Raw genomic sequence first — 24,402 nt, forward strand, 5'->3', positions numbered from 1 at the left:
ACGGGTGGGCAAGGGGGCGGCCCCCACGCGGAGCGCACCCCCCTCGACCGGCCTACCTCCGCACCGCCACCGCCACCCTCCGGTCCGCGATCGACCGTCCCACCTCCACCTCGTACGAGCCCTCCACCAGCGCCCACTCCCCCGCCGTCTCGTCCCAGATCTCGAACGCCCTGCGCGGCAGTTCAAGAGCGACCTCGGCCGTCTCACCCGCGGCAGCCGTCACACTCGCGAACCCCGCCAGCCACCGCGCCGGCCGCTCGGCCGTATCTGCGACGGGGGCGACGTACACCTGCACGACCTCGCGACCACGCCGCGTCCCCACGTTGCGCACGCGGACCGTCGCCGTCTCCCCGTCCACCGTGACCGACTCGTACTCCCACGTGGTGTAGCCGAGACCGTGCCCGAAGGAGTACGCAGGAGCCACGCCCGCCTTCTCCCAGGCCCGGTAGCCGATGAAGACGCCCTCCGCGTAAGGGAGTTCACCTTCCGTCGGCACGACGTCCGTCACCGGCACGTCCGCGAAGGACACCGGCCAAGTGGTCGGGAGGCGGCCGCCCGGCTCCTCGGCCCCCAGCAGCACATCGGCCAGCGCCGCACCCCCCTCCTGCCCCGGGAACCAGGTGAGGAGCACCGCCGCGACCTCCTCGCGCCACGGCATCTCCACCGGCGAGCCGGAGTTGACGACGACGACCGTGCGGGGATTGACGGCGGCCACCGCGTACACCAAGTCGTTCTGGCGGCCGGGGAGTTCGAGGTCCTTGCGGTCGAAGCCCTCGGACTCGACGCGGTCCGTCGTGGCGACCACGACCACCGCCGTGTCGGCCGTACGGGCCGCCTCCACCGCCTCCGCGATCAGCTCGTCCGCGTCGCGCTGCGGGCCGAGGTGGGTGAGCGCGAACATCACGGCCTGGATCGGCGCACCGGCGTGCCTGGCGAGCGTGTGGGTGAGGGAGACCGGCACCGGCTCGCCCCCGGTCAGCGTCGCCCGGCCACGCTCCTGCGGTGCACCGAAGAACGCCTCGAAGGGGTCCGCGCCCTCGCTCATCCGCTGGACGCCGTCGAAGAGGGTCTCGCCCGCGACCTTGAGGGTGTACGCCCCCAGGCCGCGCGTGCCGAAGACGTGTACGCCGTCCTCGCGCGGCGTGAAGGTGCCGGTGACCTCGATGCTGTGCAGGTTCTCGTGGGTGACGCCCTCGGGGAGGTCGTCGCCGATCCACTGGACCTGGCCACCCGGGAGGGAGCCCTCGCCGACGACGTTGCCCGCCTCGTCGCGGCAGACCGCGCGCAGCTCGAATCCCTTGTCGGCGACGGCGAGTTCGTCGCTCGGGTCGGCGCCGATCGTGAAGGTGAGGGCGTCGGCGGGGAGGGCTTCGCGCAGGCCGTCCAGCGGGGAGACGACGCGCTCCGGGAAGACTGTCGCGGAGCCGCCGCCGAGGACGCGGGCGTCGCGGGCGGCGGCTCCGACGAGGGCCACGGTGCCGGTGCGGGCCGGGTCGATGGGCAGGGCCCCGCCCTCGTTGCGTACGAGGACGAAGCCGCGGTGGGCCACCTCGCGGGCGACCGCCTGGCCGTCGACGGTGGCGGGGAGAGCCGACTCGGGGACGACCGCCGGGGCGCCGTCCAGGATGCCGACGCGGGCGGCGAGCCGCAGCACGTTGCGTACCGCCTCGTCGACCACGGACTCCTCGACGTCACCCGCGCGGACGGCCCCGGCGAGCGCCTCCCCGTACACGGTCTGCGGGCCCGGCATCGCGATGTCGAGGCCGCCCTCGATGTCGCCCTTGGTGGAGCGGGCGGCCATCCAGTCGGAGACGATCGCGCCGTCGAAGCCCCACTCGGCGCGCAGCACCTCGTTCTGGAGGTGGCGGTGCTCCGACATGGTGGTGCCGTTGACCGAGTTGTAGGCGCACATGATGCCCCACGGGTGGGCGTTCTCGACGATCGCCTCGAAGGGGGCGAGATAGAGCTCGCGCAGCGGGCGCGGGGCGATGACGTTGTTGACGGTGAAGCGGTCGGTCTCGGCGTCGTTGGCGACGAAGTGCTTGACGGTGGTGCCGACGCCGCCGTCCTGGACGCCGTTCACGTAACCGGAGCCGATCCGGCCGGTGAGGTAGGGGTCCTCGGAGTACGCCTCGAAGTGCCGGCCGCCGAGCGGCGAGCGGTGCAGGTTCACGGTCGGGGCGAGGAGTACGTGCACGGACTTGCGGCGGGCCTCCTGGGCGAGGAGGCGGCCGGCCCGGCGGGCCAGCTCCGGGTCCCACGTCGCGGCGAGCGCGGTCGGGGACGGGAGGGCGATCGACGGGTCGTCGGCGGTCCAGCGGACGCCGCGGACACCGATCGGCCCGTCGGAGAAGACCAGCGACTTGAGCCCGATCTCGGGGAGTGCGGGAAGCGACCACATGTCCCGGCCGGCCAGGAGGCGGGCCTTGGCGTCGAGGTCGAGCTTGCCGAGCGCGGCGCTGACGACGTCCTCGCGGATCCGGTCGTCGGGGGTGGTCGCGCGGCTGTTCGTGCGCGTGTTCTCGCGGGTGTTCCGGGTGGTGGGCTCGCCTGCCACGGCCGTACCTCCTCATTGAGATCTGCTGTTGCCCCATAGTTACTCCGGTTCCCTGTAATTCGGTAGGGTTCGTTATCTCTTCGTTATATTTGGCCATGGCGTACCGTCCTGACAGAGCAAGATCACCGCAAGATCACCCGGGAAAGGGGAAGCGGCATGGCCAGGGCGAGGAGCGAGGAGCGGCGGGCGGAGATCCTGCGGGCCGCCTTCGAGGTGATCGCCGAGCGCGGCTACCGAGGGGCGTCGCTGGCCTCGGTCGCCGAGCGCGTGGGCCTGACCCAGCAGGGCCTGCTGCACTACTACCCGACCAAGGAGGCGCTGCTCGTCGCCGTGCTGGAGGAGCGCGACCAGTGGGACACGGGCGGGGCGCTCAGCCCCGGGTCGTGGCGGCTGGACCTGATGGACTCCCTGGTCGAGTACAACGCGATGCGCCCCGGCCTCGTGCAGACCTTCTCCGCCCTCCTCGGCGAGAGTGTCACCGACGGGCACCCGGCCCGGGACTTCTTCACCCACCGGTACGCGACCGTGCGCGGCGGCATGGCGGGGGCGCTGCGCGCCGAGTTCGGGGAGCGACTGCCGGGCGGGCTCACCCCGGAACAGGCGGCTGTGCTGCTGGTGGCGGTGATGGACGGGCTGCAGTACCAGTGGCTGCTGGACCCGGAGTCGGTGGACATGCCCGGGGCGTTCCGGGACTTCCTGGCACTGCTGCGGCAGCCGCAGCAGCACCCGTAACGGCCCCCCTGTCAGCACACTCGGCGCAATGACCCCTTCCGCCACCCCCGCCCCGGCTCCGATACTGGGCGGGCCCTTCGGCCCGGCGACCCCGGGAACCGAGACCACGGAAGGACCCGGCGTGCGCCGATCCCCACACCCGCGAGGTACCCGGCGGAAGTTCACCGCCCTGACGCTCTCCGCACTCGCCTGCACCACCGCCCTGACCACCCTCGCCGTCCAGACCCCGGCGCACGCCGGACCCGCGGTCGCCGCGGTGGCCCCCGCGAGCGCCCCGACCGTCGAGGAGCAGCGCCTCGACCGGGACGTGCCCCAGGAGATCCTGCGGCGCAGCGGATTCGACGCGGTGGCACCGGAGTTCGCCCGCACGCTCCAGCGGGCCGGTTCCTACCGGGCGGCCGAGCGGGCCGTCGCGGGGGACGGGGCGAAGCTGTGGCGGCGGGCGGTGGACCGGGCACAGGGCCGGGGGCCCGCACGCGGCGATCTGAGCCGGGGCGACGACCGCCCGCTGTACTGGGCGCGCCTGGCGATGACCGGCGAACTCCGCTCGTGGTCACCGGAGTTCAGGCTCTCCGACCGGGACAGGGACCGCCTCGTCGAACGCCTGGAGCGGTCCTCGCGGGGGCAGGACAGCATCAGCTTCTCCGGGCCCGGCGCCGCACACAGCACCGGACACGACGCGGGACGCGACGCCGGACGCGATGCCGAACGCGACGCCCGGTCCAAGGGCCTGAAGCGGGTGCTGGTGACGGGCTTCGACCCGTTCACGCTGGACCGCGACATCCGGATAGGCAATCCGTCGGGGGCCACCGCCCTCGCACTGGACGGCACCGTGATCCGTACCGCCGACGGACGGCTCGCCCGTATCGAGACGGCCGTCTTCCCGGTCCGCTGGGACGACTTCGCCGCCGGCGAGGTGGAGCGCGCACTGCGCCCGCACCTCCCCCACGTCGACCTGTTCACTACCATCAGCCAGGGCCGGGCGGGCCGCTTCGACGTCGAACGGTTCAACGGGGCGTGGCGGGGCGGCTTCGGCGACAACCTGAACGTCGGGCGGACCGGGCCCGTCCCCGTCTCCGATCCCGCCTCGCAGCCCCAGTGGACGCGGACGTCCCTCCCGTACGCACGCATCGTCGCGGCGCGCACGGGCCCGTTCCCGGTGTACGACAACACCTCGGTGACGGAGATCCCGGCGGGCGGGACCGGGCCCGTGGTGCGGCCGGACGGGCCCACGCCGGGCTCGGCGGCGCGGTCCGGGGGCGGCGGCGACTACCTCTCCAACGAGATCGCCTACCGGGCGACCCTGCTGCGCGACCGGCTCGGCCTGAAGATCCCGGGCGGCCATCTGCACACGCCGGTGCTGGAGTTCGACAAGACGAACAGCACGGAGATCACCGATCCGGTGTTCGTGAAGAACCGGTCGGACATCGTCGCGCAGGTCCGGGAGATCCTGAGGGTGGCGACGGCCGAGTAGCCTCCACCCACCGGCTGGTGGGGCTAGGCGACTGGTGGGGCTCAGGCGACTGGTGGGGCTCACCGGCCGGTGGGGTTCAGCCTGCATGTGGGCTCAGCGCGCGAACCCCAGTGTCACGCCCAGCCCCACCAGCACCGACCCGATTCCCCGGTTGAGCGCCTTCTGGCGGCGCAGCATCGCGTTCCGCAGGCGGCTGTCGGAGAAGAAGAGCGCGACGAGGCCGAACCACCCGAAGTGCGCCACCGACATGAACAGGCCGTAGCCCGCCTGCTGCCAGATCGCCGTGTCCGGGCCCACGACCTGCGTGAACGTCGACACGACGAAGAGGGTCGTCTTCGGGTTGAGGACGTTGGTGAGGAAGCCGGCCCGCATCGCCCCCAGCGGCGACAGCTCCCGCTTGTCCTCAAGGTCGACGGCGAGTTCGGCGCGGGCGAAGAAGGTGCGCAGCCCGATGTAGACGAGGTAGGCCGCGCCGAGCAGCTTGATCGCCGTGAAGAGGGCGGTCGACGAGGCGATCAGCAGACCGACGCCGAGCATGGTGTACGTGACGTGCACGAGGACTCCTGCCGCGACTCCGGCGGCGCCGAGCAGGCCGGTCGTGCGTCCGTACAGATAGCTGTTGCGCACGACCATGGCGAAGTCAGCACCCGGGCTGATGACGGCGAGGACGGTGATCAGTGCGACGGCGAGGACTTCTGTCATGAGGAGAATCGTCCGCCCCAACACCCCGCCGATCAAGGCTTTTCCGGATGCTGGAACAATGTGATCCCATGCGTATCGCCGTCGCCCAGCTCACGTCCCGCCCCGCCGATGTCACGGGGAACGCCGCCGTCCTGGCGGATCTCGTAGGGGAAGCGGGGGCGGCCGGAGCGCGGATCGTCACCTTCCCCGAACTGGCCCTGCCCGGCTACGAGCTGGCATCCCTGGCCGCCGACCCCACGCTGTGGACGGCCCCCGACGACCCGCGCCTGGACCCGGTACGGGACGCCTGCCGGACGGCCGGGACCGCAGCCGTGGTGAACTGCGCGGCCGACGGCCTGCTCATGTCGTACGTGTACGGGCCGGACGGAGAGCTGCTGACCCGGTACGCGAAGCAGCACCTGCACACGGGTGAGGACGAGGTCTTCCGCGCGGGCACCGGTGACGGCCGCTTCGAGCTGGACGGCGTCCGCTTCGCCCTCGCCACCTGCTTCGACAACCACTTCCCGGAGATCGCGGAGCGCGTCGCGGCCGACAACTGCACGGTCTACCTGGCGAGTTCGCTGTACGGGCGGGGCAACGGCGAGCGCGAGATCGACGCCGTTTACCCCGCCCTCGCGAAGGACTTCGGCCTGTACGTGGCCCTGGCGAACCACGTCGGGCAGGCCGGCCCGTACGACACGTGCGGACGCAGTGCGGTGTGGGGCCCCGACGGTACGTTGCTGGCGCGGGCCGACGCGAAAACGCCGGGCCTCGCGCTCGCCGACGTACCCCTCACCGACCGGCTTACCGACCTGCCTACCGGCCTGCCTACCGGCCTGCCTACCGACATGCTTACTGACCTGCCTACTGACCTGCGATGACCGGCGCGCCGTCGTCGCTCTCGTCGTCCACGGACGGCTCGTCGAGCAGGTCGCGGGCCATCAGCGTCGCACCGGCGACCGCGCCCGGCATCAGGAACACCGCCACGAACGGCACCAGGTAGGCGAGGGTCAGCGGCACCCCGAAACCGAGCACCAGCGAACGGCGGCTCCGCAACAGGGCGAGGCGCTCCTTGAGTTCGATGCCACGGCGCTGGAGGGCGACGGCAGTCAGCTCCTCCGTGAGGAAGTAGCCGGACACGCAGAAGCCGAGGACGGGCACGACGGTCTGCCCGATCACCGGAATGAAGCCGCAGGCGAAGAGGATGATCCCGTAGAACAGGACGCGCAGCAGGACGCGGACGCTGTCACGGGCCGAGATCCACAGCTCGCGCACCAGCGGGAGGCCTGACTCGGGGGCGGTGCCGTCGGGCGAGCGGGACTTGTCCACGCGCTCCGACAGCGCCTCGTAGAACGGCTGCCCCACCAGCAGGGTCACCGCGGTGAAGGTGATCACGGCGAGGAACAGTGCCAGCGCGAAGAGCAGGACGCGCAGCAGGCCCCGGAAGATCGTCAGCCAGGTCTCGCCCCACCCGTCCGCGAACGGGGTCGCCCACGCGACGAAGTCGTCCGACCAGGCGATGAGGCCGAACAGTGCGGCGGCGTACAGCACGAGCGTGACGAGACCGGGCACCAGGCCAAGACCGTAGCTGCGGCCGTGCTGCGCCATCCACCGCTGGCCCTTGGCCAAGTACTTGAAACCCACCCCGAGATCGCTCATGGCCGCAACTCTATGGGGCGCACCCACGGCTCTTCCTGCGGGCCCGGTCACTCGCGGAGGGCGGTGTCCAGCAGGCGTTCGGCATGGTGGCGACCTTGTTCGGCGGGGCCCGGCCTGGCGCCGCTCAGCAGCCGGGGCCGGCCGGACCGGCAAGAATCCGTGGAACAGGCCGGTGCACAGGGCGTGTTCGGCTCCGCAGCGGAATCAGGGCAGACGACAGACCCAGACAGGACCGAGCCAGGGCCGGCAGACCGGTTCGGGCGGGGGCGTGGGGTCAACGGGGGTCGGCTCGACGGGAGTGGGCTCGACCGGGGTCGGCTCGACGGGGGTCGGCTCGACGGGAGTGGGCTCCACCGGAGTGGGCTCCACGGGGGTCGGCTCCACCGGGGTCGGCTCCACCGGGGTCGGCTCGACGGGGGTCGGCTCGACCGGAGTGGGCTCCACCGGGGTCGGCTCGACCGGAGTGGGCTCCACCGGGGTCGGCTCCACGGGGGTCGGCTCGACCGGAGTGGGCTCCACCGGGGTCGGCTCCACGGGGGTCGGCTCGACCGGAGTCGGCTCCACCGGGGTCGGCTCGACCGGAGTCGGCTCCACCGGGGTCGGCTCGACCGGAGTCGGCTCCACCGGGGTCGGCTCGACCGGAGTGGGCTCCACCGGGGTCGGCTCGACTGGAGTCGGCTCCACCGGGGTCGGCTCGACTGGAGTCGGCTCCACCGGGGTCGGCTCGGCAGGGGTCGGCTCCGTGCTCGGCTCCTCCGGTCGTACCGGGGCCGGTTCCTTCGCCTCCGCCGGTGCGGGTGCCTCGGGTATGGGTGCGGGCGCGGCCGGATCGGGTTCGTCCGGTGTCTGCGGTGGGGGCTGCTGGGCCGGTACGGATGCGGGTGCCCGCTCGTCGCGCTGTTCCGGGGCCGGGGCCGGGGGCGCGGCCGGGGGCGCACCCTCAGTCACCGGTTCCGGTCCCTGTTCCGGTTCCGTTGCCGGTTCCGGCCGGGTGGCCGGGGGTTCGGGTCTGGGTGCGGGCGCCGCGCTCTCCACCGTCGCCGTACGCTGCTGCGGCACCGGCGCGTCCGTACCGCTGAGCATCAGCCCGGCCGCGACCGCGGCGCCGGCCACCGATACGGCCACCGCACCGGCCAAGGTCGCGGAAGCCTTCGAGCCGCCGGTCAGCACGTGGCGTACCGCATGCAGCGGCCCAGAACCGGACGCGTGCCCGCCCGCCGCTGCCGACGCCGACGCGACGGCAGCGCCACCGGCCGCCGGCATCAGGAACTTGGCCGCGCCGCCCAGCACGAATATCAGCAGCGCCGGTCCCACCAGCGCGGGCAGCCGCGTATTGGCCTGCATGAGGACGGTGAGCCGGTCCCGGCAGTCCGCGCAGTCGTCGAGATGCCGCTGGAGCTTGTCCGACTGACGCGCGGAGTCCACACCCCGTACATGCGCGGGTATGCGCTCCCAGTACGCCTCGCAGGCCGGGTCCGTCGGCGTTCCGGGGTGTGCCCGCAGGAATGCCTGCCGCATCCCCTCGCGCGCCCGGTGCAGCAGCACCGCCGTGGCGCCGCGCCCGGTGCCCACTCCCCTGGCCACCGCCTCCAGCGGCTGGTCCTCCGCCTCGGCCAGCCACAGCGCCTTCACCCACCGCTCGGGCAACTGTCCGAGGACGCGCGCCAGCAGGTCCACCGAGGCGATCCGGGTGCCGGGATCGTGGTCGGCACCCGTGGCGGCGCCGCGCTCGGCACCCCACGGCCCCTGGGCGTCCTGCGGGTCCTGCGGCGATTCCCGGGTGCTGCTACCGACCGTCGAGGCGAGGTTGCGCACCGTGGTCGTGAGGTACGCCGGGACGTTGTCGATGGAGTGCCCGGCGGACAGTCGCCGCCAGACGCGGAAGTGCGCCTCGGCGACCAGGTCCTCGGCGAGCCAGGGATTGCCGGTCAGCGAACGCGCGTAGGCGACGAGCTGCGGCTGCTGCTCCTCGTAGATCTGCGCGTACGAGGCGGCGGCCGACACAGCGGTGGTCGACACGGCGGCGGGGCCGTCGGGCATGGCAGAACACTCCTGTCCCACTGCGAGGGATTGGATGAGTTCGAAAGCTTAAGTAGTGAATGTCCGCTTTGGGGACCCCTGTGGCGCAGGTCACATCAGGTGCTCGCGGAATCGCCGTAATCAGAACCGGTCGCCGGAGGTCGTAGGGGCACAGGAAACGCGCAGAAGTGGAGCCGATCATGACCGTCGCCGCATTCGACCAGTCGACCCGTGCCCGCCTGATCACCTCGGAGCAGCAGGAGCAGTACGAGTCGGCCGTGCCGGTCGTCCTGCGCTACGACGCGAACGACCCCCTGGCCGTGCACGCCGTCTTCGCCGCCGAAGTCTCGCTCGACGGCACTCCCGCGGTCTGGACGTTCGCCCGTGAGCTGCTGGATGCCGGGCTGCGGGCCCCGTCCGGCGGCGGAGACGTGCACATCTGGCCGTGCGGCAGGGCGCAGACCGTGGTGGAGCTGCATTCACCGGACGGTCTGGCCCTGGTGCAGTTCGACACGGCCGCCCTGCGCCGCTTCCTGCTGCGCTCGTACGCGATCGTGCCGGCCGGGCAGGAGGACTTGGGCCCCGGCCTGGAGCGCGGGCTCGCCGCACTGTTCGGCGGGGTCTGAGCCAGGAGGCGCAGGAGCCCCAGGAGACTCAGAGGCGCAGGAGACTCAGAGGCGCAGGAGCCCAGGAAGCTCAGAGGCTCGGGAGGCCCAGCAGGGGCAGGGTCAGGGGGCGGTTTCCGCGCCCCCAGGCTTCGTAGACCAGGGCCTCAGGGCCGGTGATCCGCAGCGCGTCGCGCAGCCCGGTCACCGTCATCGCCGCCAGCCGGCGGTAGGCGCCCGAGGGTGACGGCCAGCCCAGCTCGGCCTGCCAGTTGTGGCCGTAGACGGTGTCTTCGGGCGGCTGCCAGCCCGCCTCGGTGATCAGTCGGCAACCGGACTCTCCGGCACGCAGGGAAGGGTCGAGGTGGTGGTCGCCGACCAGTTCGGCCTCCACTGTCGCGTCGGTCTGCAGGAACTGTGCGAACCTGCCCGCCGCCCCCCTCTCTCGGATGACAAGCACCGATCCGGAGGCCAGCGTGGTCAGTTGCTCGGCGAGCCCCTCGCCGAAGCCGTCCCATCCCGTCACAGCCGCCCCTCCTCTTCGCTCTCTTCCAGCTGCCGGAGTTCCTCGTCGAGGGACATCCGCTTGTTGGTCACCAGCTCCAGGTACACCGAGCTGCCGGTGTGCTCAAGGAGCAGGGTGGTGTCGGCACCGGCCCAGTGGATCTCGGCGGGGGCGCCGGGCCTGCGATCCGTCGGCTCGCCCAGGGCTTCGCAGAGCGCGGCGGCCATCCTGGCGAACGCGTCGAGGGTCCGGTCCCACTGCCCCGTGTGGTCGTAGTCGGTCAGGCGCAGCTGGATGCGCTCGACCATCTTCTCTTCCTGCGCACGCGCGAGGCGTGCCACCTCACGGCTGTTCCGCTCCAACCCGGTGTCGAGCACGTCCCATCGCGGCCAGATCATCAACGCCCGCCGAGTGAAGGCCGACGACCGCCTCGAACTCGCAGTGGCACCCAACTCCCAGGTGCACTCCAACGACCGCAACCTGCTGGCGAGTTCAACCACCTCACCATCGCTCAACGCACGCCAATTCGTCATACGCAGCCAGGGAAGCGGCACCCTCACGGACCCGCCCCCGTCCCCCTCACCCTCCACGCGGGCCAACCCCGCAGACCGTTGATCTCGCCACCGATCCTGACACGCCACCGCTGTGGGTGGTTGGGGGGCCTGCGCGGGCGCGGCCTTACCGGCGGCGAGAGAGGTACGCGCGGCCCTTTGGCGGCCGAAGTCACCGTCGTACGCGGGGAGGAGACGCCCCCGGGGAGCGGCCCGCCGAGCGAGGGTCGCGGAGAGGGCCGCCAACAACCCCCTTGTGCGACCGGAGTTGACCCGGTAGACCCCTGCGTACCGATCTTCCGCCCCACTCCCCCCGGAGGTACGTCCTCGCATGGGTCCCACCCGACACCGCATACCCAGACCTCTTCTCGTCGGCATCGCCGCACTCGCCGGTGCCGCTCTGCTCGCTCCGGCTCCGGCCGCCGCCCGGCCCGGACCCGGGGGCAAGGGGGACGGGCCGCAGCACCGTGAAGGCGGCTCGGCCGCCAAGGAGTTGAAGGACGGGGCAGCCGCCAAGGCCCCCGCCGCTTCCGCCGCCCGTGCCCTCGACAGCGCGGCGCCCCCGCTTCAGCACGGGGATGCCGGATACCCCCGCCGGACCACGCTCACCGTGCCCGCGCCCAACCCCGCCGACAAGTCGATCAAGCTCGGGCTCACCCCGTACCACTCCATCGCCCCGAAGCTCAACTCCCTGCAGAAGCTGGGGGATCGGGTGAGTGTGGAGGTCGCGGGGAAGTCGGCCGGTGGGCATGATCTGTATCTGGTCACCCTGACCGCGCCCGAGAGCGCGAAGCAGTCGCGTGAGCAGGAGCGGATGCGGGAGCGGATCGAGAACGAGCCCGCCGCGGCGGCCAAGGACCCGCGCATCAAGAACACGTACAAGACGCCGGTCTTCATCAACAACAACATTCACGGCAATGAGTGGGAAGGGACGGACGCGTCCCTGAAGTTGATAGAGCAGCTGGCGAAGGCGAATGACGCCCGGACCGACAAGTTGCTGGCGCAGAACCGGATCTACATCAATGTGACGGCGAATCCCGATGGGCGAATAGCGGGGACCCGGCCGAACGCCAACGGGTTCGACATCAACCGGGACTTCATCACGGCCACGCAGCCCGAGGCCCGTGCGATCCGGCAGATCGCCATCGACAAGCAGCCTGCCGTGATGCTCGACATGCACGGGTATGTGAACGGGACGCTGATCGAGCCCACCACACCGCCGCACGGCGAGAATTACGAGTACGACCTGTTTCTGAAGAATTCGTACGCGAATGCGCTGGGGATGGAGGCCGCCGTCAACGGGCTCGGGTACACCCCGGCCAAGGACGGTGTGGAGCCCGCGATCATTCCCTTCCGCGACCAGAAGGAGGGCTGGGACGACTGGCCGCCCATCTTCACCCCGCAGTACATGCCCTTCCAGGGCGCGGTCGCCACGCACACCATCGAGATCCCGTTGCAGGTCAACAACGAGGAATACGACTCACAGCCGGTGGCGGAACTGCGCCGCCGGTCGGCGATCAACACGGATGTCGCGGGTGCCGCCATCAAGGCGGCCCTCAACTACACGTCCACACACCGCACTTCCGTCATCGCCGATCAGATCGAGACGTTCCGGCGCGGCGCCGCCGGGGCCAAGCAGGTGCCGGTCTCCGAGGAGACCGTGCCGGGTGTGCCGGGCATCGGGCCCGAGGACGTCTACACGACCGAGTTCCCCAGTGCGTATGTGATTCCGGCGGGTGGCAGCGGCCAGCGGTCCGCCGTTGCCGCCGCGCGGCTCGTGGACCATCTCGTCGCCAATGACGTGAAGGTGGAGCGGGCGCTGCGCGGTTTCCGGCTCGGCGGGAAGAGCTATCCGGCCGGGTCGTACGTCGTCGATATGAAGCAGTCGAAGCGCGGCGTCGCAAACGTGATCCTGGCGGAGGGGCGGGACATCAGCGCGGACGTCTCCGCGATGTACGACATCTCCGGGTGGAGCCTCGGGCTGCTGTGGGGTGCGACCGTCGACAAGGTGAAGACGGGAAAGGTCGACGTTCCGGGCCGTACGGTGCACGCCGCTTCGGCGACCGGGTACGTCGCGCCGTGGGGCGATCTGCAGCTGCGGCTCGACGACCCGAAGGAGATCACCGCCCTCAACTCCCTCCTCGCGGACGGCGTGAAGGTGCGGCGGGCCGCCGACGGGACGGCGATCGTCCCCGGTGGGGCGCGCGGGAAGGCCGTACGGCTGGCGGACCGGTACGGGGTCGCGTTCCATGCGACCCGGACGAAGGGCATCGCGCCGATCGGACGCACCCGGGTGGCCGCCGCCGTCTCCCCCGGTGAGCTGTTCGCGCTGCGCGAGATGGGCTTCGACGTGACGCCCGTGTCGACGGACGTGCTCAACGCCGGCTTCGACTGGAAGAAGGCGGACACGCTGTACGTGTCGGCCGACTTGGAGTACGGAAAGCTCAAGCCGGCCGCGAAGGCGGGGCTCGACGGCTTCCTCAAGGAGCACGGGCTGGTCGGGCTCGGCGGCGACGGCGCCAAGCTCAACGCGGACGCGGGGCTCATCGCAGCCAAGGCCGTCCAGGGCAACGGCGACGCGAACGGCGTCGTGAAGGTGGACAACTCGTCGGGCAGCCCGGTCACCGCCGGGGCGCCCGCGCACACCTTCGTCTTCTCCCCCACGTGGTTCACGGACCTCGGAAAGGGAGTCAGGGCCGACCAGTCGTACGCGAAGGCGGGCGAAGGCAGTCCGCTCGTGTCCGGGCACTGGCGTGCGGGCGAGGACGGCAAGGGCGGACCGAAGGACGCGGCGGGCCGGGCCTCCGTCGTCAGCGGGACCTCGGCGCAGGGTGCGGACGTCGTGCTGTTCGGTACGCAGCCGCTGTTCCGGGCACACCCGAAGGGCGAGTTCGCGCAGGTCGCGCGCGCTCTGTACGTAACGGCCGGATGAAATAGTCCGCCGGGTTCGGAATAGCCCGCGGCGACGGACGCTTGATCCCCGTGCAAGCAAGTACAAGCAAGTGCAAGCAAGTGCAGGCGCGTAGAGGCGCGCACAGGCACCAAGCACCACCATCGGGGAGTTGATCCGCATGAGCGGGATCGAAGTCAAGGGGACCGTCGCCGCAGGCTACGAGGACGTGCGCGAGGAGTTCGCGGCCGCCCTCAACAACCCCGACGAGGGGCCGGACCACTCCGCCCAGCTCGCCGCGTACGTGCGCGGCGAGCTGGTCGTGGACCTGTGGGGCGGCCCGCAGATCGAGGCGGACTCGCTGACCCCGGTCTACTCGTCGACGAAGGGCGCCGCCTATCTGGTGGTGGCGCTGCTGGTGCAGGACGGGATACTCGACCTGGACCGTGAAGTCGCTTCGTACTGGCCCGAGTTCGGGGCGCACGGCAAGGACCGGCTGACGCTGCGCGAGCTGCTCGCGCACCGGGCGGGGCTGGTCGGCGCGGACGCCGGGTTCACCGCCGAGGAACTCGCCGACGACCTGGCGATAGCGGAGCGCCTCGCCGGGCAGCGGCCGTACTGGACACCCGGGACGAACGTCGGCTACCACGCGTACGTCATCGGCGCGCTCGCCGGTGAGGTCGTGCGGCGCACCACCGGGCGCACGATCCAGGAGATCTACGAGGAGCGCGTCCGCGCCCCGTACGGTCTGGACTTCTTCGTCGGACTGCCGGACTCGGAGATTCCGCGCGTCCTCGACACCCTGCCGATGGTCCCGACCGCCGCCCAGCAGGCGGAGATCGCCGCCAACCCGGGCAGCGCGCACTCCCTGGGCGGCATCGCCTTCAACCTCAACGCCGAGAAGCCCACCGACATCGTCGAGGCGGGGAACTCGTACTCCCTGCGCGCCCATGGCCAGTTGTCCTTCGGCGGCGTCGCCTCGGCGCGCGGGCTCGCCGGGATGTACCGCGCGATCCTCGGCGACGGCCTGGAGCAGGGTGCCCTGCTGACCCCGGAGACCCTCGCCGACTTCGGGCAGATCCGCTCCGACGGCATCGACCTGGTGGGCGGCAACCGGTCGGTGTTCGCGGTGGGCTTCGGGGCCATGTCCGCCGAGAAGTACCCGGTGCTGGGGCACGGGACCATCGGGCACAGCGGGGCGGCCGGCTCCCAGGCGTTCGCCGACCCGCGCCAGCGGATCGCGTACGGCTACAACCGGCGCCGGTTCGCCTACCCGGGCGGGGCCGCGCCCGAGAACGTACACCTGGTGCGGGCGCTGGTGCGGGCGGCGACGGCGTAACGACGCACGCGGAAGGGGGCCGCACCCGGAACGTGCCGGATGCGGCCCCCTTCGTACGTACCGCTAGGACATCAGGCGACGGAGAGCTCGACCTTGATGTTGCCGCGCGTGGCGCTGGAGTACGGGCAGACCTGGTGGGCCTTCTCGACCAGGGACTTGGCGGTGGCCTCGTCCACGTTCGGAATGGTCGCGGAGATGGCGACCTCCAGGCCGAAGCCGCCGGCCTCGGTGGAGCCTATGCCGACCTTCGCGGTCACCGTGGAGCCGGTGATGTCGGCCTTCTCCTTGCGGGCGACGACGCCGAGCGCACCCTGGAAGCAGGCGCTGTAACCGGCGGCGAAGAGCTGCTCCGGGTTGGTGCCGGCACCGCTGCCGCCCATCTCCTTCGGCGGGTTGACCACTACGTCCAGCTTGCCGTCGTCGGTGGCGACGCGGCCGTCACGGCCGTTCTCGGCGGTGGCGACGGCGGTGTACTTGACGTCGATGTTCTGGATGGACATACGAGTAGATCCTCCTGCTTGGTTCGCCACGGCTCGCGCCCACGCGCCGTGACGGTGTGGGGAGAGCTTACTTGCTGAGCAGAACGGGCTACTTTCCGGCTACTTCAGGCTATTTACGGCCACTTCCGGCCACTTCGAGCCGCTTGCGGCTACTTTCCGAGGCTGACGATCATCTTTCCGGTGTTCTCGCCGCGCAGCATGCCCAGGAACGCGTCCACGTTGCGCTCGATGCCCTCGACGACGGTCTCGTTGTACTTGAGCTCGCCGGAGCGGATCCAGCCGGAGACCTCTTCGACGAACTGCGGCTGGAGCGCGGCGTGGTCGCCGACCAGGATGCCCGTCAGACGCAGCCGCTTGCCGATGATCGCCATCATGTTGCGCGGGCCGGGGACCGGCTCGGTCTCGTTGTAGCCGGAGATGGCGCCGCAGAGGGTGGCACGGCCGTGCACGTTGAGGGACGAGATCGCCGCCTCCAGGTGCTCGCCGCCGACGTTGTCGAAGTAGACGTCGATGCCCTCGGGGGCCGCTTCGCGCAGCTGCTGCGCGACGGGCGCCTCGTCCTTGTAGTTGAACGCGGCGTCGAAGCCGTACTCCTCGGTGAGGAGCTTGATCTTGTCGGCGTTGCCCGCGGAGCCGATCACGCGCTTGGCGCCGCGCAGCTTCGCCATCTGGCCGACCTGGCTGCCGACCGCACCGGCCGCGCCGGACACGAAGACGGTGTCGCCCTCCTTGAAGGAGGCCACCTCGAAGAGACCGGCGTACGCGGTCAGACCCGGCATGCCGAGGACGCCGAGGTACGTGGAGAGCGGGGCCAGCTCGGCGGAGACCCTGGTGGCGTGGTCGGCCTTCAGGTCCGCGTACTCGCGCCAGCCCAGGTCGTGCAGGACGTGGTCGCCGACGGCGAAGCGCTCGTCGTTCGAGGCGATGACCTCGCCGACCGCGCCGCCGGTCATCGGCTTGTCCAGCTCGAAGGCCGGGATGTACGACTTCACGTCGTTCATGCGGCCGCGCATGTAAGGGTCGACCGACAGGTGGAGGTTGCGGACCAGGATGCGGCCCGCGCCCGGCTCGGTCACCGGCGACTCGACCAGCGCGAAGTCCTCCGGCACCGGCCAGCCGTTCGGGCGGCGTACGAGGTGCCAGGCGCGGCCGGAGGTGGGGAGAGTGGTCATGAGGGAACGCCTCCACAGCGAGAAAACAACTTTATGATCTGAATGAACCTTGCTCCTCAATGTTTGAGATTGTCAAGTAAGTGGGGGTGTGTCATGGCGGGAAATCTCCTCGGACCTGCGGATTTCCAGCTGGTGCTGCTGCGGCGGATGGCCGATCACCAGCCGGGACTGGTGGAGGACGCCCGGATCTCCATGGGGGTGAGCCTGACCGAAATGCGCGAGGTCAACCGGCGCTGGCAGGCCATGGTGCGCTCGCCCAGGGCCCGCGACGCCGTGCAGCGCTACCGGTCGGTGCTGGGCCCGCCGGAGGCGGTCGTACGGCGCAAGGTCGGCGACCTGGAGTGCGAGGCACTGCTGTGGCCGGTGCCCCTGTGGCCGACGCTGCGGCTTGAGGTGCTGACCGGCCCCGACAAGATCACCTGGAACGAGTGGCTGGTGCGGGCGCCGGGCGAGCCGGGGCCCGCACTGCGGACGGCGGACGACCTGGTGCCGTGGTCGGCGACGGTGGACGAGGTGGCGCGGGCCTTCGGGCCCGTACGGATGCTGGACGGGGCGGCGCCGACGCGGGCGCGGCTGGCGGTGACGCTGCCGGGCGGGGCCGGGCGGGTGGCGGAGTTCACCTGGGGGCTGTTCCAGGGGCTCGCACCGGCGGACGGTCAGGGTCCGTTGCCGTAACCCCGGCGGACGGGCCGCGTTCTCGTCACCCCGGCGGACGGGCCGCGTTCTCGTCACCCCGGCGGACGGTCAGGGTCCCTTCCCGTAACGGAAACTGACGTTCTGGCGCTGTGTCAGCTCCTTCCCCCGGGCGGCTCACCCAGCGCGCGCCCGGGGCGGGCGGACCGCACGATGCGACTATGACCGTCAGCCTTGAGCAGTTGCGCCGTTGCCATGTCGCCGTCGATCTGGGTGCCGCCAGGACCCGGGTGTTCGTGAAGGGCCTCGGCCTCGTGGTCGACGAGCCGAGCTGCGCCGCCGTGAACACCAGGACCGGGGCGCTCATCGCGGTCGGCGCGTTCGCCGAGCAGATGACCGGGCGCACACCCGACTACATCCGGGTCGCCCGCCCCGTCTCCGGCGGCACCGTCATCGACATCGAGATGGCCCAGCGCATGCTCCGCCACCTGCTCGGTGACAAACTCCGCCGCCAGCTCCGCCGCAGGCCCGGCCTGCGGGCCGCCTCCTGCACCCCGCACGACGCGGACCCGCTCGCGCAGCGCGCGGCCATCGAGACGATGGTGGGGATCGGGGCGCGCCGGGTGGAGCTGGTGGACACCCTCATCGCGGCGGCGGTCGGCTGCGGGCTGCCGGTGGAGCAGCCGTGCGCCTCCATGATCATGGTGTGCGGGGCGGCCACCACGCAGATCGCGGTCCTCTCCCTCGGCTCGATCGTGGCGGCCGAGCGGATCCCGGTCGGCGGCAACGCCATCGACCACGCCGTCGTGCAGCACCTGCGGCACGCGCACGAGCTGATGCTGCCCTCGCAGTCGGTACGCCCGCTCCAGCTGGCGCTGAGCAACAACGGGATCGCGGCGGGCGGCCCGCTGTCCACCGAGATCCACGGCCGGGACGTGGCGACAGGACTGGCCCGCTCGGTGCACGTGGACACCGCCGCCGTGCAGCGCGCCATCCACACCCCGCTGACCGCCGTCCTCGACGGCATCGGCAAGATCCTGCGGACCTGCCCGCCCGACCTGGTCGCCGACCTCGCGGAGAGCGGGATCATGATGGTGGGCGGCAGCGCACTGCTGCCAGGACTTGACCAGATGCTGCGGGACGCGACCGGCATGCCGGTACAGATCGCGGAGCGGCCCGACGTGTGCGCGGTGCTGGGCCTCGGGGCCATGCTGGAGGGGCAGATCCAGCCGCTGGCCCTGGAGCCGATGTCGGGCTGAGGCCGGGCCCGTGCGACGTACCGCAATCGGCAGAGACCGGGCCCCTGTGACGTACCGCAATCGGCAGAAGGAACCGGAGCCCGATGCACGACGAGGAACGCACCGCCCCCGGCCTTCCCCTGCTGCTCGACGCGGTCCTCGCCGTCGGCGCGGACCTGGAGCTGCGCGGCACCCTCCAGCACCTCGTGGCCTCGGCGGTAGGGCTGACCGGGGCGCGGTACGGGGCGCTCGGTGTCGTCGACGACGACGGCACCAAGGTCACCGAGCTGTACACGGCGGGCCTCGACGAGGCGGCCAGGGAGTTCATCGGCCGGCTCCCGGACGGGCACACGGGACTGCTCGGCATCCTGGTGCAGGACCGGCGCCCGCTCCTCGTGCCGGAGATCGCGGCCGATGTGCGGTCGGCGGGCTTCCCGCCGGGACACCCGGAGATGAAGTCCTTCGTCGGCGTACCCGTACGGGTGGACCGGAAGGTCTTTGGAAACCTCTACCTCACGGACAAGGCGGACGGCACGCCGTTCACCCCGGAGGACCTGTCGCTGCTGCGGGTGCTCGCCGCGCAGGCCGGCATCGCGATCGGCAACGCGCGGATGTACGAGACTGCGCGGCTGCGCGAGGAGTGGATCCAGGGAGCCGCCGCCGTCACCACGGCCCTGCTGCACGGCGAGACGGCGTCGGACGCGCTGATGGTGGTCGCCGCCGAGGCCCGCCTCCTGGCGAAGGCACGCGCCGGGATCGTCCTGCAGCCGACCGAGGCGGGCGGTATGGAGATCGTCGCGGCGGCGACCGGGCCCGGCGAGGACGCGGCGGACCTCCTCGGTACGGAGATCGAGGCGGGCAGTCCGGTACTGGAACAACTCCTGGGCGGGGAACCGGTGTTCGTGGACGATTCCGCGTCCGATCCCCGGATGACCACACCCGTACGCACCCTCTTCGGACCGAGCATGCTGCTGCCGCTGCAGAGCGGCGGCAAACTCATCGGCACGCTCGCGCTGCCCAGGCGGCGGGGCGACGTGCCGTACACGGGGGTGGAACGGCTGCTGGCCTCGCAGTTCGCGTCGCAGGCGGCGCTGGCGATGGTGCTGGCGGGCGGCCGGGACGCCAGGGAGCGGCTGGCGGTCTTCGAGGACCGCGACCGGATCGCACGGGACCTGCACGATCTGGTGGTGCAGAGGCTGTTCGCGACGGAGATGATGCTGGAGTCGACGCGGCGGAGGGCGGCAGGTGCGGGCTCGGGCGCGGGCGCCTCGGGCGGTGGGCAGCCGGGCGCGATGGACGAACTGCTCGGGCGGGCCGTCGACGAGCTGGACTCCACCATCCAGGAGGTAAGGACCGCCATCTTCGCGCTCCAGCAGCCGCCTGCGGACGCCCCGACGACGGTACGGGGAAAGGTGCTCCGGGAGACGGCGGGGGCGGGCGCACTGCTGGGCTTCGCCCCGTCGGTGCACTTCGAGGGCCCGGTGGACGCACTGGTCCACGCACCGGTGGACAAACAACTGATCGCCGCCCTGCGCGGGGCACTGGCGGCGGCACACCGGAGGGAGGGGGTCACGGCGGTGCGGGTACGGGTGGAGGTGGGCGTGGGGGCGGTCCTGCCGGACGGACGGGAGGGGGTGCGGCTGACGGTGTCGGACGATGGGGCCAACGGGGGTAAGGGGAAGGGGACTTCGGTGGTGTGGCAGGCGCCGTTGTAGGGGGCTGAGAATCTCAGCCCGTCCGGCGTTTGAGGACGCGCGGCGCAGCCGTGCACCGGGCGCAGCCGTGCACCGGGCGCAGCCCGGAACGCCGGCCCCCACCGGCGCCGGCCGTGATGCCCACCCGCCCGCACTCCCTCACTCCCTCACTCCCTCACTCCGGACGCCGCAGCCCGTACACCCTCTCCGCCGCCCCCGCGAACACCTCCGCCCGCTCCGCCGGAGACAGCCCCGACGTCAACTCCCCCGCCACACCAAGCACTTCCGCATAAGACGACGCCAGTCGGCACACCGGCCAGTCCGACCCGTACATCACCCGCGACGCCCCAAAAGCCTCCAGTACCACCTCCGCGTACGGCCGCAGATCGGACACCGTCCATCGCTGCCAGTCCGCCTCCACCACCATCCCGGACAGCTTGCACGCCACGTTCGGGAGCGTCGCCAGCTCCCGTACGAACCCCTCCCACGGGGCCAACTCGCCGCGTGCGATGGACGGTTTGCCCAGGTGGTCCAGGACGAAGCGGAGGCCGGGAAGTGCCCGTGCCGCCGTCATCGCGGCCGGCAGCTGGCCGGGGGTGATCAGCAGGTCGTAGGCGAGCCCGGCGTCCGCGACCGCCGCGAGTCCCCGCTGCACGTCCGGCCGCAGCAGCCACCCCGGGTCCGGTTCCGCCTGGACCTGGTGGCGGATGCCCACCAGGAACTCGCCCCCGGGCAGGGCCCGCAGCGCGGCGAGCGTGTCGGTGACGTCCGGGGCGGTGAGGTCGGTCCAGCCGACCACCCCCGCGATCAGCTCGTGCGCCCCGGCGAGCGCCAGGAACTCCGGCGTCTCCTCCGCGACCGTGACCGTCTGCACGAGTACCGTCGCGGACACGCCCGCGGCTTGCGCCTCCGCCGCGAGGTCACAGACGAGGAAGTCCCGGCGGATCGGGGCGAGTTCGGGCCCGGTGATCCAGTCCTGGTCGCGGACGGACAGGTCCCAGACGTGGTGGTGCGCGTCCACCACCCGAGGCGGCACAGCGGACGCCGCCGTCACTGAGACTCCTCCCCCAGCAGGCCCTCGGCCCTCAGCTCGTCCCACAGTTCCTCCGGTACGTCCACGGCCGCCATCGCCGCCGCGTCCACCGCCTCCGCCGCCGACCGCAGGCCGACGAGCACGCTCGCCACCGCCGGGTGCAGCGCGGGGTAGGCGAGGGCTGCCGCCCGGAGCGGGACCCCGTGGCGTTCGGCGACCGCCTTGATGCGCAGGGCGCGGCCCAGCAGGTCCACCGGGGCGGCCTTGTAGTCGTACGTGGCACCGGGCTGCGGGTCGGCGAGCAGGCCGGAGTTGAAGACTCCGCCGACGACGACGCTCCGGCCGCGCTTCACCGCCTCGGGGAGCAGTTCGGCGGCGGCCCGCTGGTCGAGCAGCGAGTACCGTCCCGCGCACAGCAGCACGTCCGCGTCGGTCTCCCTCACGTACCGGACCAGGGGCGCCACTTGGTTCATTCCGGCGCCGATCGCGCCGATCACGCCCTCGGCGCGCAGCCGTTCCAGTGCCGGGTACGCCTCGCGCAGCGCCTGTTCGCCGCCGTCGCCGCACTCGTCGGGATCGTGCAGGTAGGCGATGTCGATGCGGTCGAGGCCGAGGCGTTCCAGGCTGGCTTCGAGGGAGCGCCGGACGCCGTCCGCACTGAAGTCCCACACCCTGCGGTACGTGGCGGGGACGGCGAAGCCCTCGTCGGAGCGGCCTGTGCCGCCCTCGCCCGCGACGGGTTCGAGCAGCCGCCCCACCTTGGTGGAGAGCGTGTAGGAGTCCCGGGGCCGGCCGCCGAGCGCCGCCCCGAGCCGCCGCTCGGAGAGGCCGAGGCCGTAGTGCGGCGCGGTGTCGAAGTACCGGATCCCCGCGTCCCAGGCGGCGTCGACGGCCGCGCGGGCGTCCTCGTCCGTGACCTCCCGGAAGAGGTTCCCGAGGGTGGCGGCCCCGAAGCCGAGCGGGGAGAGAGAAACCGCACTTCCGCCGAGCGGCCGCGTACTCACTGCCCCTCCGGGCGCAGCCGCAGCCCCTGCATCCCGCCGTCGACGGCGAGTGAGGCTCCGGTGACGGAGGCGGCGGCCGGGCTCGCCAAGTAGACGATGGCCGCGGCGACTTCGTCGGCGGAGACCAGCCGGCCCATCGGCTGGCGGGCGTTGAGTGCGGCCCGCTCCGCCGCCGGGTCGTCGGCCGCGTCCAGGAGGCGTCCCACCCACGGGGTGTCGGCCGTTCCCGGGTTCACACAGTTGACCCGTACGCCCTCGCGGACGTGGTCGGCGGCCATGGCGAGGGTCAGCGACAGCACCGCGCCCTTGCTCGCGCTGTACAGGGCCCGCTGCGGAAGCCCGGCCGTCGCCGCGATCGAGCAGGTGTTGACGATCGCGGCGTGCGCCGATTCCCGCAGCGCGGGCAGGGCGGCGCGCGAGACCCGCACCATGCCCAGGACGTTCACGTCGAGGACCCGGTGCCACTGGGCGTCGTCGTTGTCCTCCACCGTGCCGGCCGCGCCGATGCCCGCGTTGTTGACGAGGATGTCCAGGCCGCCGCCGAGCGCCTCGACGGCTGCCGCGACCCCGGCCCGGACCGAAGCGTCGTCGGCGACGTCGGCCTGGAAACCGAGCAGCGGGGCCTGGGCCCCCGACGGGTCCAGGTCGAGCACGGCGACCTGCGCACCGCGTGCGGCGAGGAGCTGCGCGGCGGCCAGGCCGATGCCGGAGGCACCACCTGTGACCAGCGCCTTCAGTCCTGCGAGCTCACTCATACGACAGCCTCCTCGGCCTCGGACAGTCCTGCGGCAAGGTCGGCGGCCCAGAACCGGCCGCCCGGGTAGGTGAACTCCGCGATCGAATCGGCGTGCATGGTCGCCGAGAAGCCGGGTGCGGTCGGGGCCGTGTAGTGGCCGTCGCGCATGACGACCGGCTCGGTGAAGTGGCCGTGCAGATGGTCGACGTACTCGATGACGCGGTTCTCGGTGGTCCCGGTCAGCGCCACGTAGTCGAACATCGACAGGTGCTGGACGAGTTCGCACAGCCCGACCCCGCCCGCGTGCGGGCAGACCGGCACCCCGAACTTCGCCGCGAGGAGCAGGATCGCCAGGTTCTCGTTGACGCCCCCGACCCGTGCGGCGTCGATCTGCAGGACGTCGATCGCCCCGGACTGGAGGAGCTGCTTGAAGATGATGCGGTTCTGGACGTGTTCACCGGTGGCGACCAACACGTCCGGGCCGACCGCCTCGCGGATGGCCGCGTGGCCGAGGATGTCGTCGGGGCTGGTGGGCTCCTCGATCCAGTACGGGTCGAAGGCGCCCAGCGCCCGGGTCCACTCGATGGCCTCGCCGACGTTCCACCGCTGGTTGGCGTCGATGGCGATCCGGATGTCCGGGCCGACGGCGGCGCGGGCGGCCCGCATCCGCCGTACGTCGTCGGCCAGGTCGGCGCCCACCTTCAGCTTGATCTGCGTGAAGCCGTCGGCGACCGCCTGTTGGGCGAGGTGGGTGAGCTTCTCGTCGGAGTAGCCGAGCCAGCCGGGCGAGGTGGTGTAGCCGGGGTAGCCGCGCTCGCGCAGCTTCGCCTCCCGTGCGGCGGCGCCGTGCTTGCCCGTACGGAGCAGCTGGAGGGCGTCGGTGGGGCTGAGGACGTCGGCTATGTAGCGGAAGTCGATCTGCTGGACGAGCCACTCGGGTTCCGCGTCGGCGAGGAGCTTCCACAGCGGCTTGCCGGCCCGCTTGGCGGCCAGGTCCCAGGCGGCGTTGACGGCCGCCCCGATCGCCATGTGCATCACGCCCTTCTCGGGACCGAGCCAGCGCAGCTGACTGTCCCCGGTCAGCGCGCGCCCCAACGTGCCGGGATCGGCACAGAGTTCCTCCACCGAGAGGCCTATCAGGTGCGGCTTCAGGGCCTCGATCGCGGCGACCTGGACATCGTTGCCACGCCCGATGGTGAAGGTGAAGCCGTGCCCCTCGATGCCGTCCTCGGCGTCGGTGCGCAGGATGAGGTACGCGGCCGAGTAGTCGGGATCGGGGTTCATCGCATCGGAGCCGTCGAGCTCGCGCGAAGTGGGGAAGCGGATGTCGTACGTATCAACTGCCGTGATACGTGCACTGGTTCGGGTCACGTAACGGGG

At 71.7% G+C, this 24,402-nt stretch carries 21 protein-coding genes; 9 read left to right on the top strand and 12 right to left on the bottom strand.

The features are described from left to right. Positions 1–52 precede the first annotated feature (52 nt). Complete coding sequence (locus AB0D18_RS00585; RefSeq protein ID WP_362412058.1) at positions 53–2,479, bottom strand: glycoside hydrolase family 3 C-terminal domain-containing protein; 2,427 nt, start codon at positions 2,477–2,479, stop codon at positions 53–55. A 234-nt stretch (positions 2,480–2,713) separates the two neighbouring features. Between AB0D18_RS00585 and AB0D18_RS00590 the strand changes: the two genes are divergently transcribed. Together AB0D18_RS00590 and AB0D18_RS00595 are read left to right on the top strand one after the other, a co-directional pair. Then, positions 2,714–3,289: a TetR/AcrR family transcriptional regulator gene (locus tag AB0D18_RS00590; protein WP_362410447.1), complete on the top strand. Its 576-nt coding sequence runs from the start codon at positions 2,714–2,716 to the stop codon at positions 3,287–3,289. Between the two features lie 28 nt (positions 3,290–3,317). Further along, positions 3,318–4,763 carry a pyroglutamyl peptidase gene (locus tag AB0D18_RS00595; protein WP_362410450.1) on the top strand — a complete coding sequence of 482 codons (1,446 nt, stop codon included), beginning with the start codon at positions 3,318–3,320 and terminating at the stop codon, positions 4,761–4,763. Between the two features lie 93 nt (positions 4,764–4,856). Here AB0D18_RS00595 and AB0D18_RS00600 read toward each other — a convergent pair whose 3' ends face one another. Beyond that, the gene (locus tag AB0D18_RS00600; RefSeq protein WP_362410453.1) at positions 4,857–5,465 is read right to left on the bottom strand and encodes a LysE family transporter; all 609 of its coding nucleotides are present in this window, start codon (positions 5,463–5,465) and stop codon (positions 4,857–4,859) included. A gap of 68 nt (positions 5,466–5,533) precedes the next feature. Between AB0D18_RS00600 and AB0D18_RS00605 the strand changes: the two genes are divergently transcribed. Further along, positions 5,534–6,325 (top strand): carbon-nitrogen hydrolase family protein, encoded by a 792-nt coding sequence (locus tag AB0D18_RS00605; RefSeq protein WP_362410456.1) that lies wholly within the window; start codon positions 5,534–5,536, stop codon positions 6,323–6,325. Here the strand turns inward: AB0D18_RS00605 and AB0D18_RS00610 are convergent. Beyond that, positions 6,309–7,103: an EI24 domain-containing protein gene (locus AB0D18_RS00610; RefSeq protein WP_362410459.1), complete on the bottom strand. Its 795-nt coding sequence runs from the start codon at positions 7,101–7,103 to the stop codon at positions 6,309–6,311. The genes AB0D18_RS00605 and AB0D18_RS00610 overlap by 17 nt on opposite strands. 204 nt (positions 7,104–7,307) lie before the next feature. After that, entirely contained in the window at positions 7,308–9,143 is a 1,836-nt protein-coding gene (locus AB0D18_RS00615; protein WP_362410462.1) for a sigma factor, read from the bottom strand. 179 nt (positions 9,144–9,322) lie between these two features. Here AB0D18_RS00615 and AB0D18_RS00620 point away from each other — a divergent pair, with 179 nt between their 5' ends. After that, positions 9,323–9,748, top strand: coding sequence for an SsgA family sporulation/cell division regulator (locus AB0D18_RS00620; protein ID WP_362410465.1), 426 nt, complete (start codon positions 9,323–9,325; stop codon positions 9,746–9,748). 70 nt (positions 9,749–9,818) lie between these two features. Here AB0D18_RS00620 and AB0D18_RS00625 read toward each other — a convergent pair whose 3' ends face one another. Both AB0D18_RS00625 and AB0D18_RS00630 read right to left on the bottom strand, forming a co-directional pair. Beyond that, positions 9,819–10,253, bottom strand: a complete 435-nt coding sequence (locus AB0D18_RS00625; protein ID WP_362410467.1) for a hypothetical protein — start codon at positions 10,251–10,253, stop codon at positions 9,819–9,821. Further along, the gene (locus tag AB0D18_RS00630) at positions 10,250–10,630 is read right to left on the bottom strand and encodes a DUF6301 family protein (protein WP_362410470.1); all 381 of its coding nucleotides are present in this window, start codon (positions 10,628–10,630) and stop codon (positions 10,250–10,252) included. The genes AB0D18_RS00625 and AB0D18_RS00630 overlap by 4 nt, the downstream gene beginning before the upstream one ends. A gap of 484 nt (positions 10,631–11,114) precedes the next feature. Here AB0D18_RS00630 and AB0D18_RS00635 point away from each other — a divergent pair, with 484 nt between their 5' ends. Further along, on the top strand, positions 11,115–13,715 hold the full coding sequence (locus tag AB0D18_RS00635; RefSeq protein ID WP_362410473.1) for a M14 family zinc carboxypeptidase: 2,601 nt from the start codon (positions 11,115–11,117) through the stop codon (positions 13,713–13,715). A 139-nt stretch (positions 13,716–13,854) separates the two neighbouring features. After that, the gene (locus AB0D18_RS00640) at positions 13,855–15,012 is read left to right on the top strand and encodes a serine hydrolase domain-containing protein (protein WP_362410476.1); all 1,158 of its coding nucleotides are present in this window, start codon (positions 13,855–13,857) and stop codon (positions 15,010–15,012) included. 71 nt (positions 15,013–15,083) lie between these two features. Here the strand turns inward: AB0D18_RS00640 and AB0D18_RS00645 are convergent, their stop codons facing one another. Both AB0D18_RS00645 and AB0D18_RS00650 read right to left on the bottom strand, forming a co-directional pair. Further along, entirely contained in the window at positions 15,084–15,512 is a 429-nt protein-coding gene (locus tag AB0D18_RS00645) for an organic hydroperoxide resistance protein (RefSeq protein ID WP_362410479.1), read from the bottom strand. Positions 15,513–15,661: 149 nt separating this feature from the next. Continuing rightward, on the bottom strand, positions 15,662–16,684 hold the full coding sequence (locus tag AB0D18_RS00650; protein ID WP_362410482.1) for an NADP-dependent oxidoreductase: 1,023 nt from the start codon (positions 16,682–16,684) through the stop codon (positions 15,662–15,664). 93 nt (positions 16,685–16,777) lie between these two features. Between AB0D18_RS00650 and AB0D18_RS00655 the strand changes: the two genes are divergently transcribed. The 3 genes from AB0D18_RS00655 to AB0D18_RS00665 all read left to right on the top strand — a co-directional run bounded on the left by AB0D18_RS00655 (position 16,778) and on the right by AB0D18_RS00665 (position 20,270). Then, the gene (locus AB0D18_RS00655; protein ID WP_362410484.1) at positions 16,778–17,359 is read left to right on the top strand and encodes a hypothetical protein; all 582 of its coding nucleotides are present in this window, start codon (positions 16,778–16,780) and stop codon (positions 17,357–17,359) included. A gap of 179 nt (positions 17,360–17,538) precedes the next feature. After that, complete coding sequence (locus AB0D18_RS00660; RefSeq protein ID WP_362410487.1) at positions 17,539–18,576, top strand: rod shape-determining protein; 1,038 nt, start codon at positions 17,539–17,541, stop codon at positions 18,574–18,576. Between the two features lie 83 nt (positions 18,577–18,659). Continuing rightward, the gene (locus tag AB0D18_RS00665; RefSeq protein ID WP_362410490.1) at positions 18,660–20,270 is read left to right on the top strand and encodes a GAF domain-containing protein; all 1,611 of its coding nucleotides are present in this window, start codon (positions 18,660–18,662) and stop codon (positions 20,268–20,270) included. A 154-nt stretch (positions 20,271–20,424) separates the two neighbouring features. Here AB0D18_RS00665 and AB0D18_RS00670 read toward each other — a convergent pair whose 3' ends face one another. From AB0D18_RS00670 to AB0D18_RS00685, 4 genes are read right to left on the bottom strand one after another with little or no spacing between them, the layout of a single operon-like run. Next, positions 20,425–21,303, bottom strand: coding sequence for an amidohydrolase family protein (locus AB0D18_RS00670; RefSeq protein WP_362410493.1), 879 nt, complete (start codon positions 21,301–21,303; stop codon positions 20,425–20,427). After that, positions 21,300–22,286, bottom strand: a complete 987-nt coding sequence (locus AB0D18_RS00675; RefSeq protein ID WP_362410496.1) for an aldo/keto reductase — start codon at positions 22,284–22,286, stop codon at positions 21,300–21,302. Before AB0D18_RS00675 ends, AB0D18_RS00670 begins: the two co-directional genes overlap by 4 nt. Further along, complete coding sequence (locus AB0D18_RS00680) at positions 22,283–23,041, bottom strand: SDR family oxidoreductase (protein ID WP_362410499.1); 759 nt, start codon at positions 23,039–23,041, stop codon at positions 22,283–22,285. Before AB0D18_RS00680 ends, AB0D18_RS00675 begins: the two co-directional genes overlap by 4 nt. Further along, on the bottom strand, positions 23,038–24,393 hold the full coding sequence (locus tag AB0D18_RS00685) for an enolase C-terminal domain-like protein (protein ID WP_362410502.1): 1,356 nt from the start codon (positions 24,391–24,393) through the stop codon (positions 23,038–23,040). Before AB0D18_RS00685 ends, AB0D18_RS00680 begins: the two co-directional genes overlap by 4 nt. Positions 24,394–24,402: the final 9 nt, after the last annotated feature.

Origin of the sequence: Streptomyces sp. NPDC048442, assembly GCF_040651475.1 — a bacterium.
Classification (GTDB): domain Bacteria; phylum Actinomycetota; class Actinomycetes; order Streptomycetales; family Streptomycetaceae; genus Streptomyces.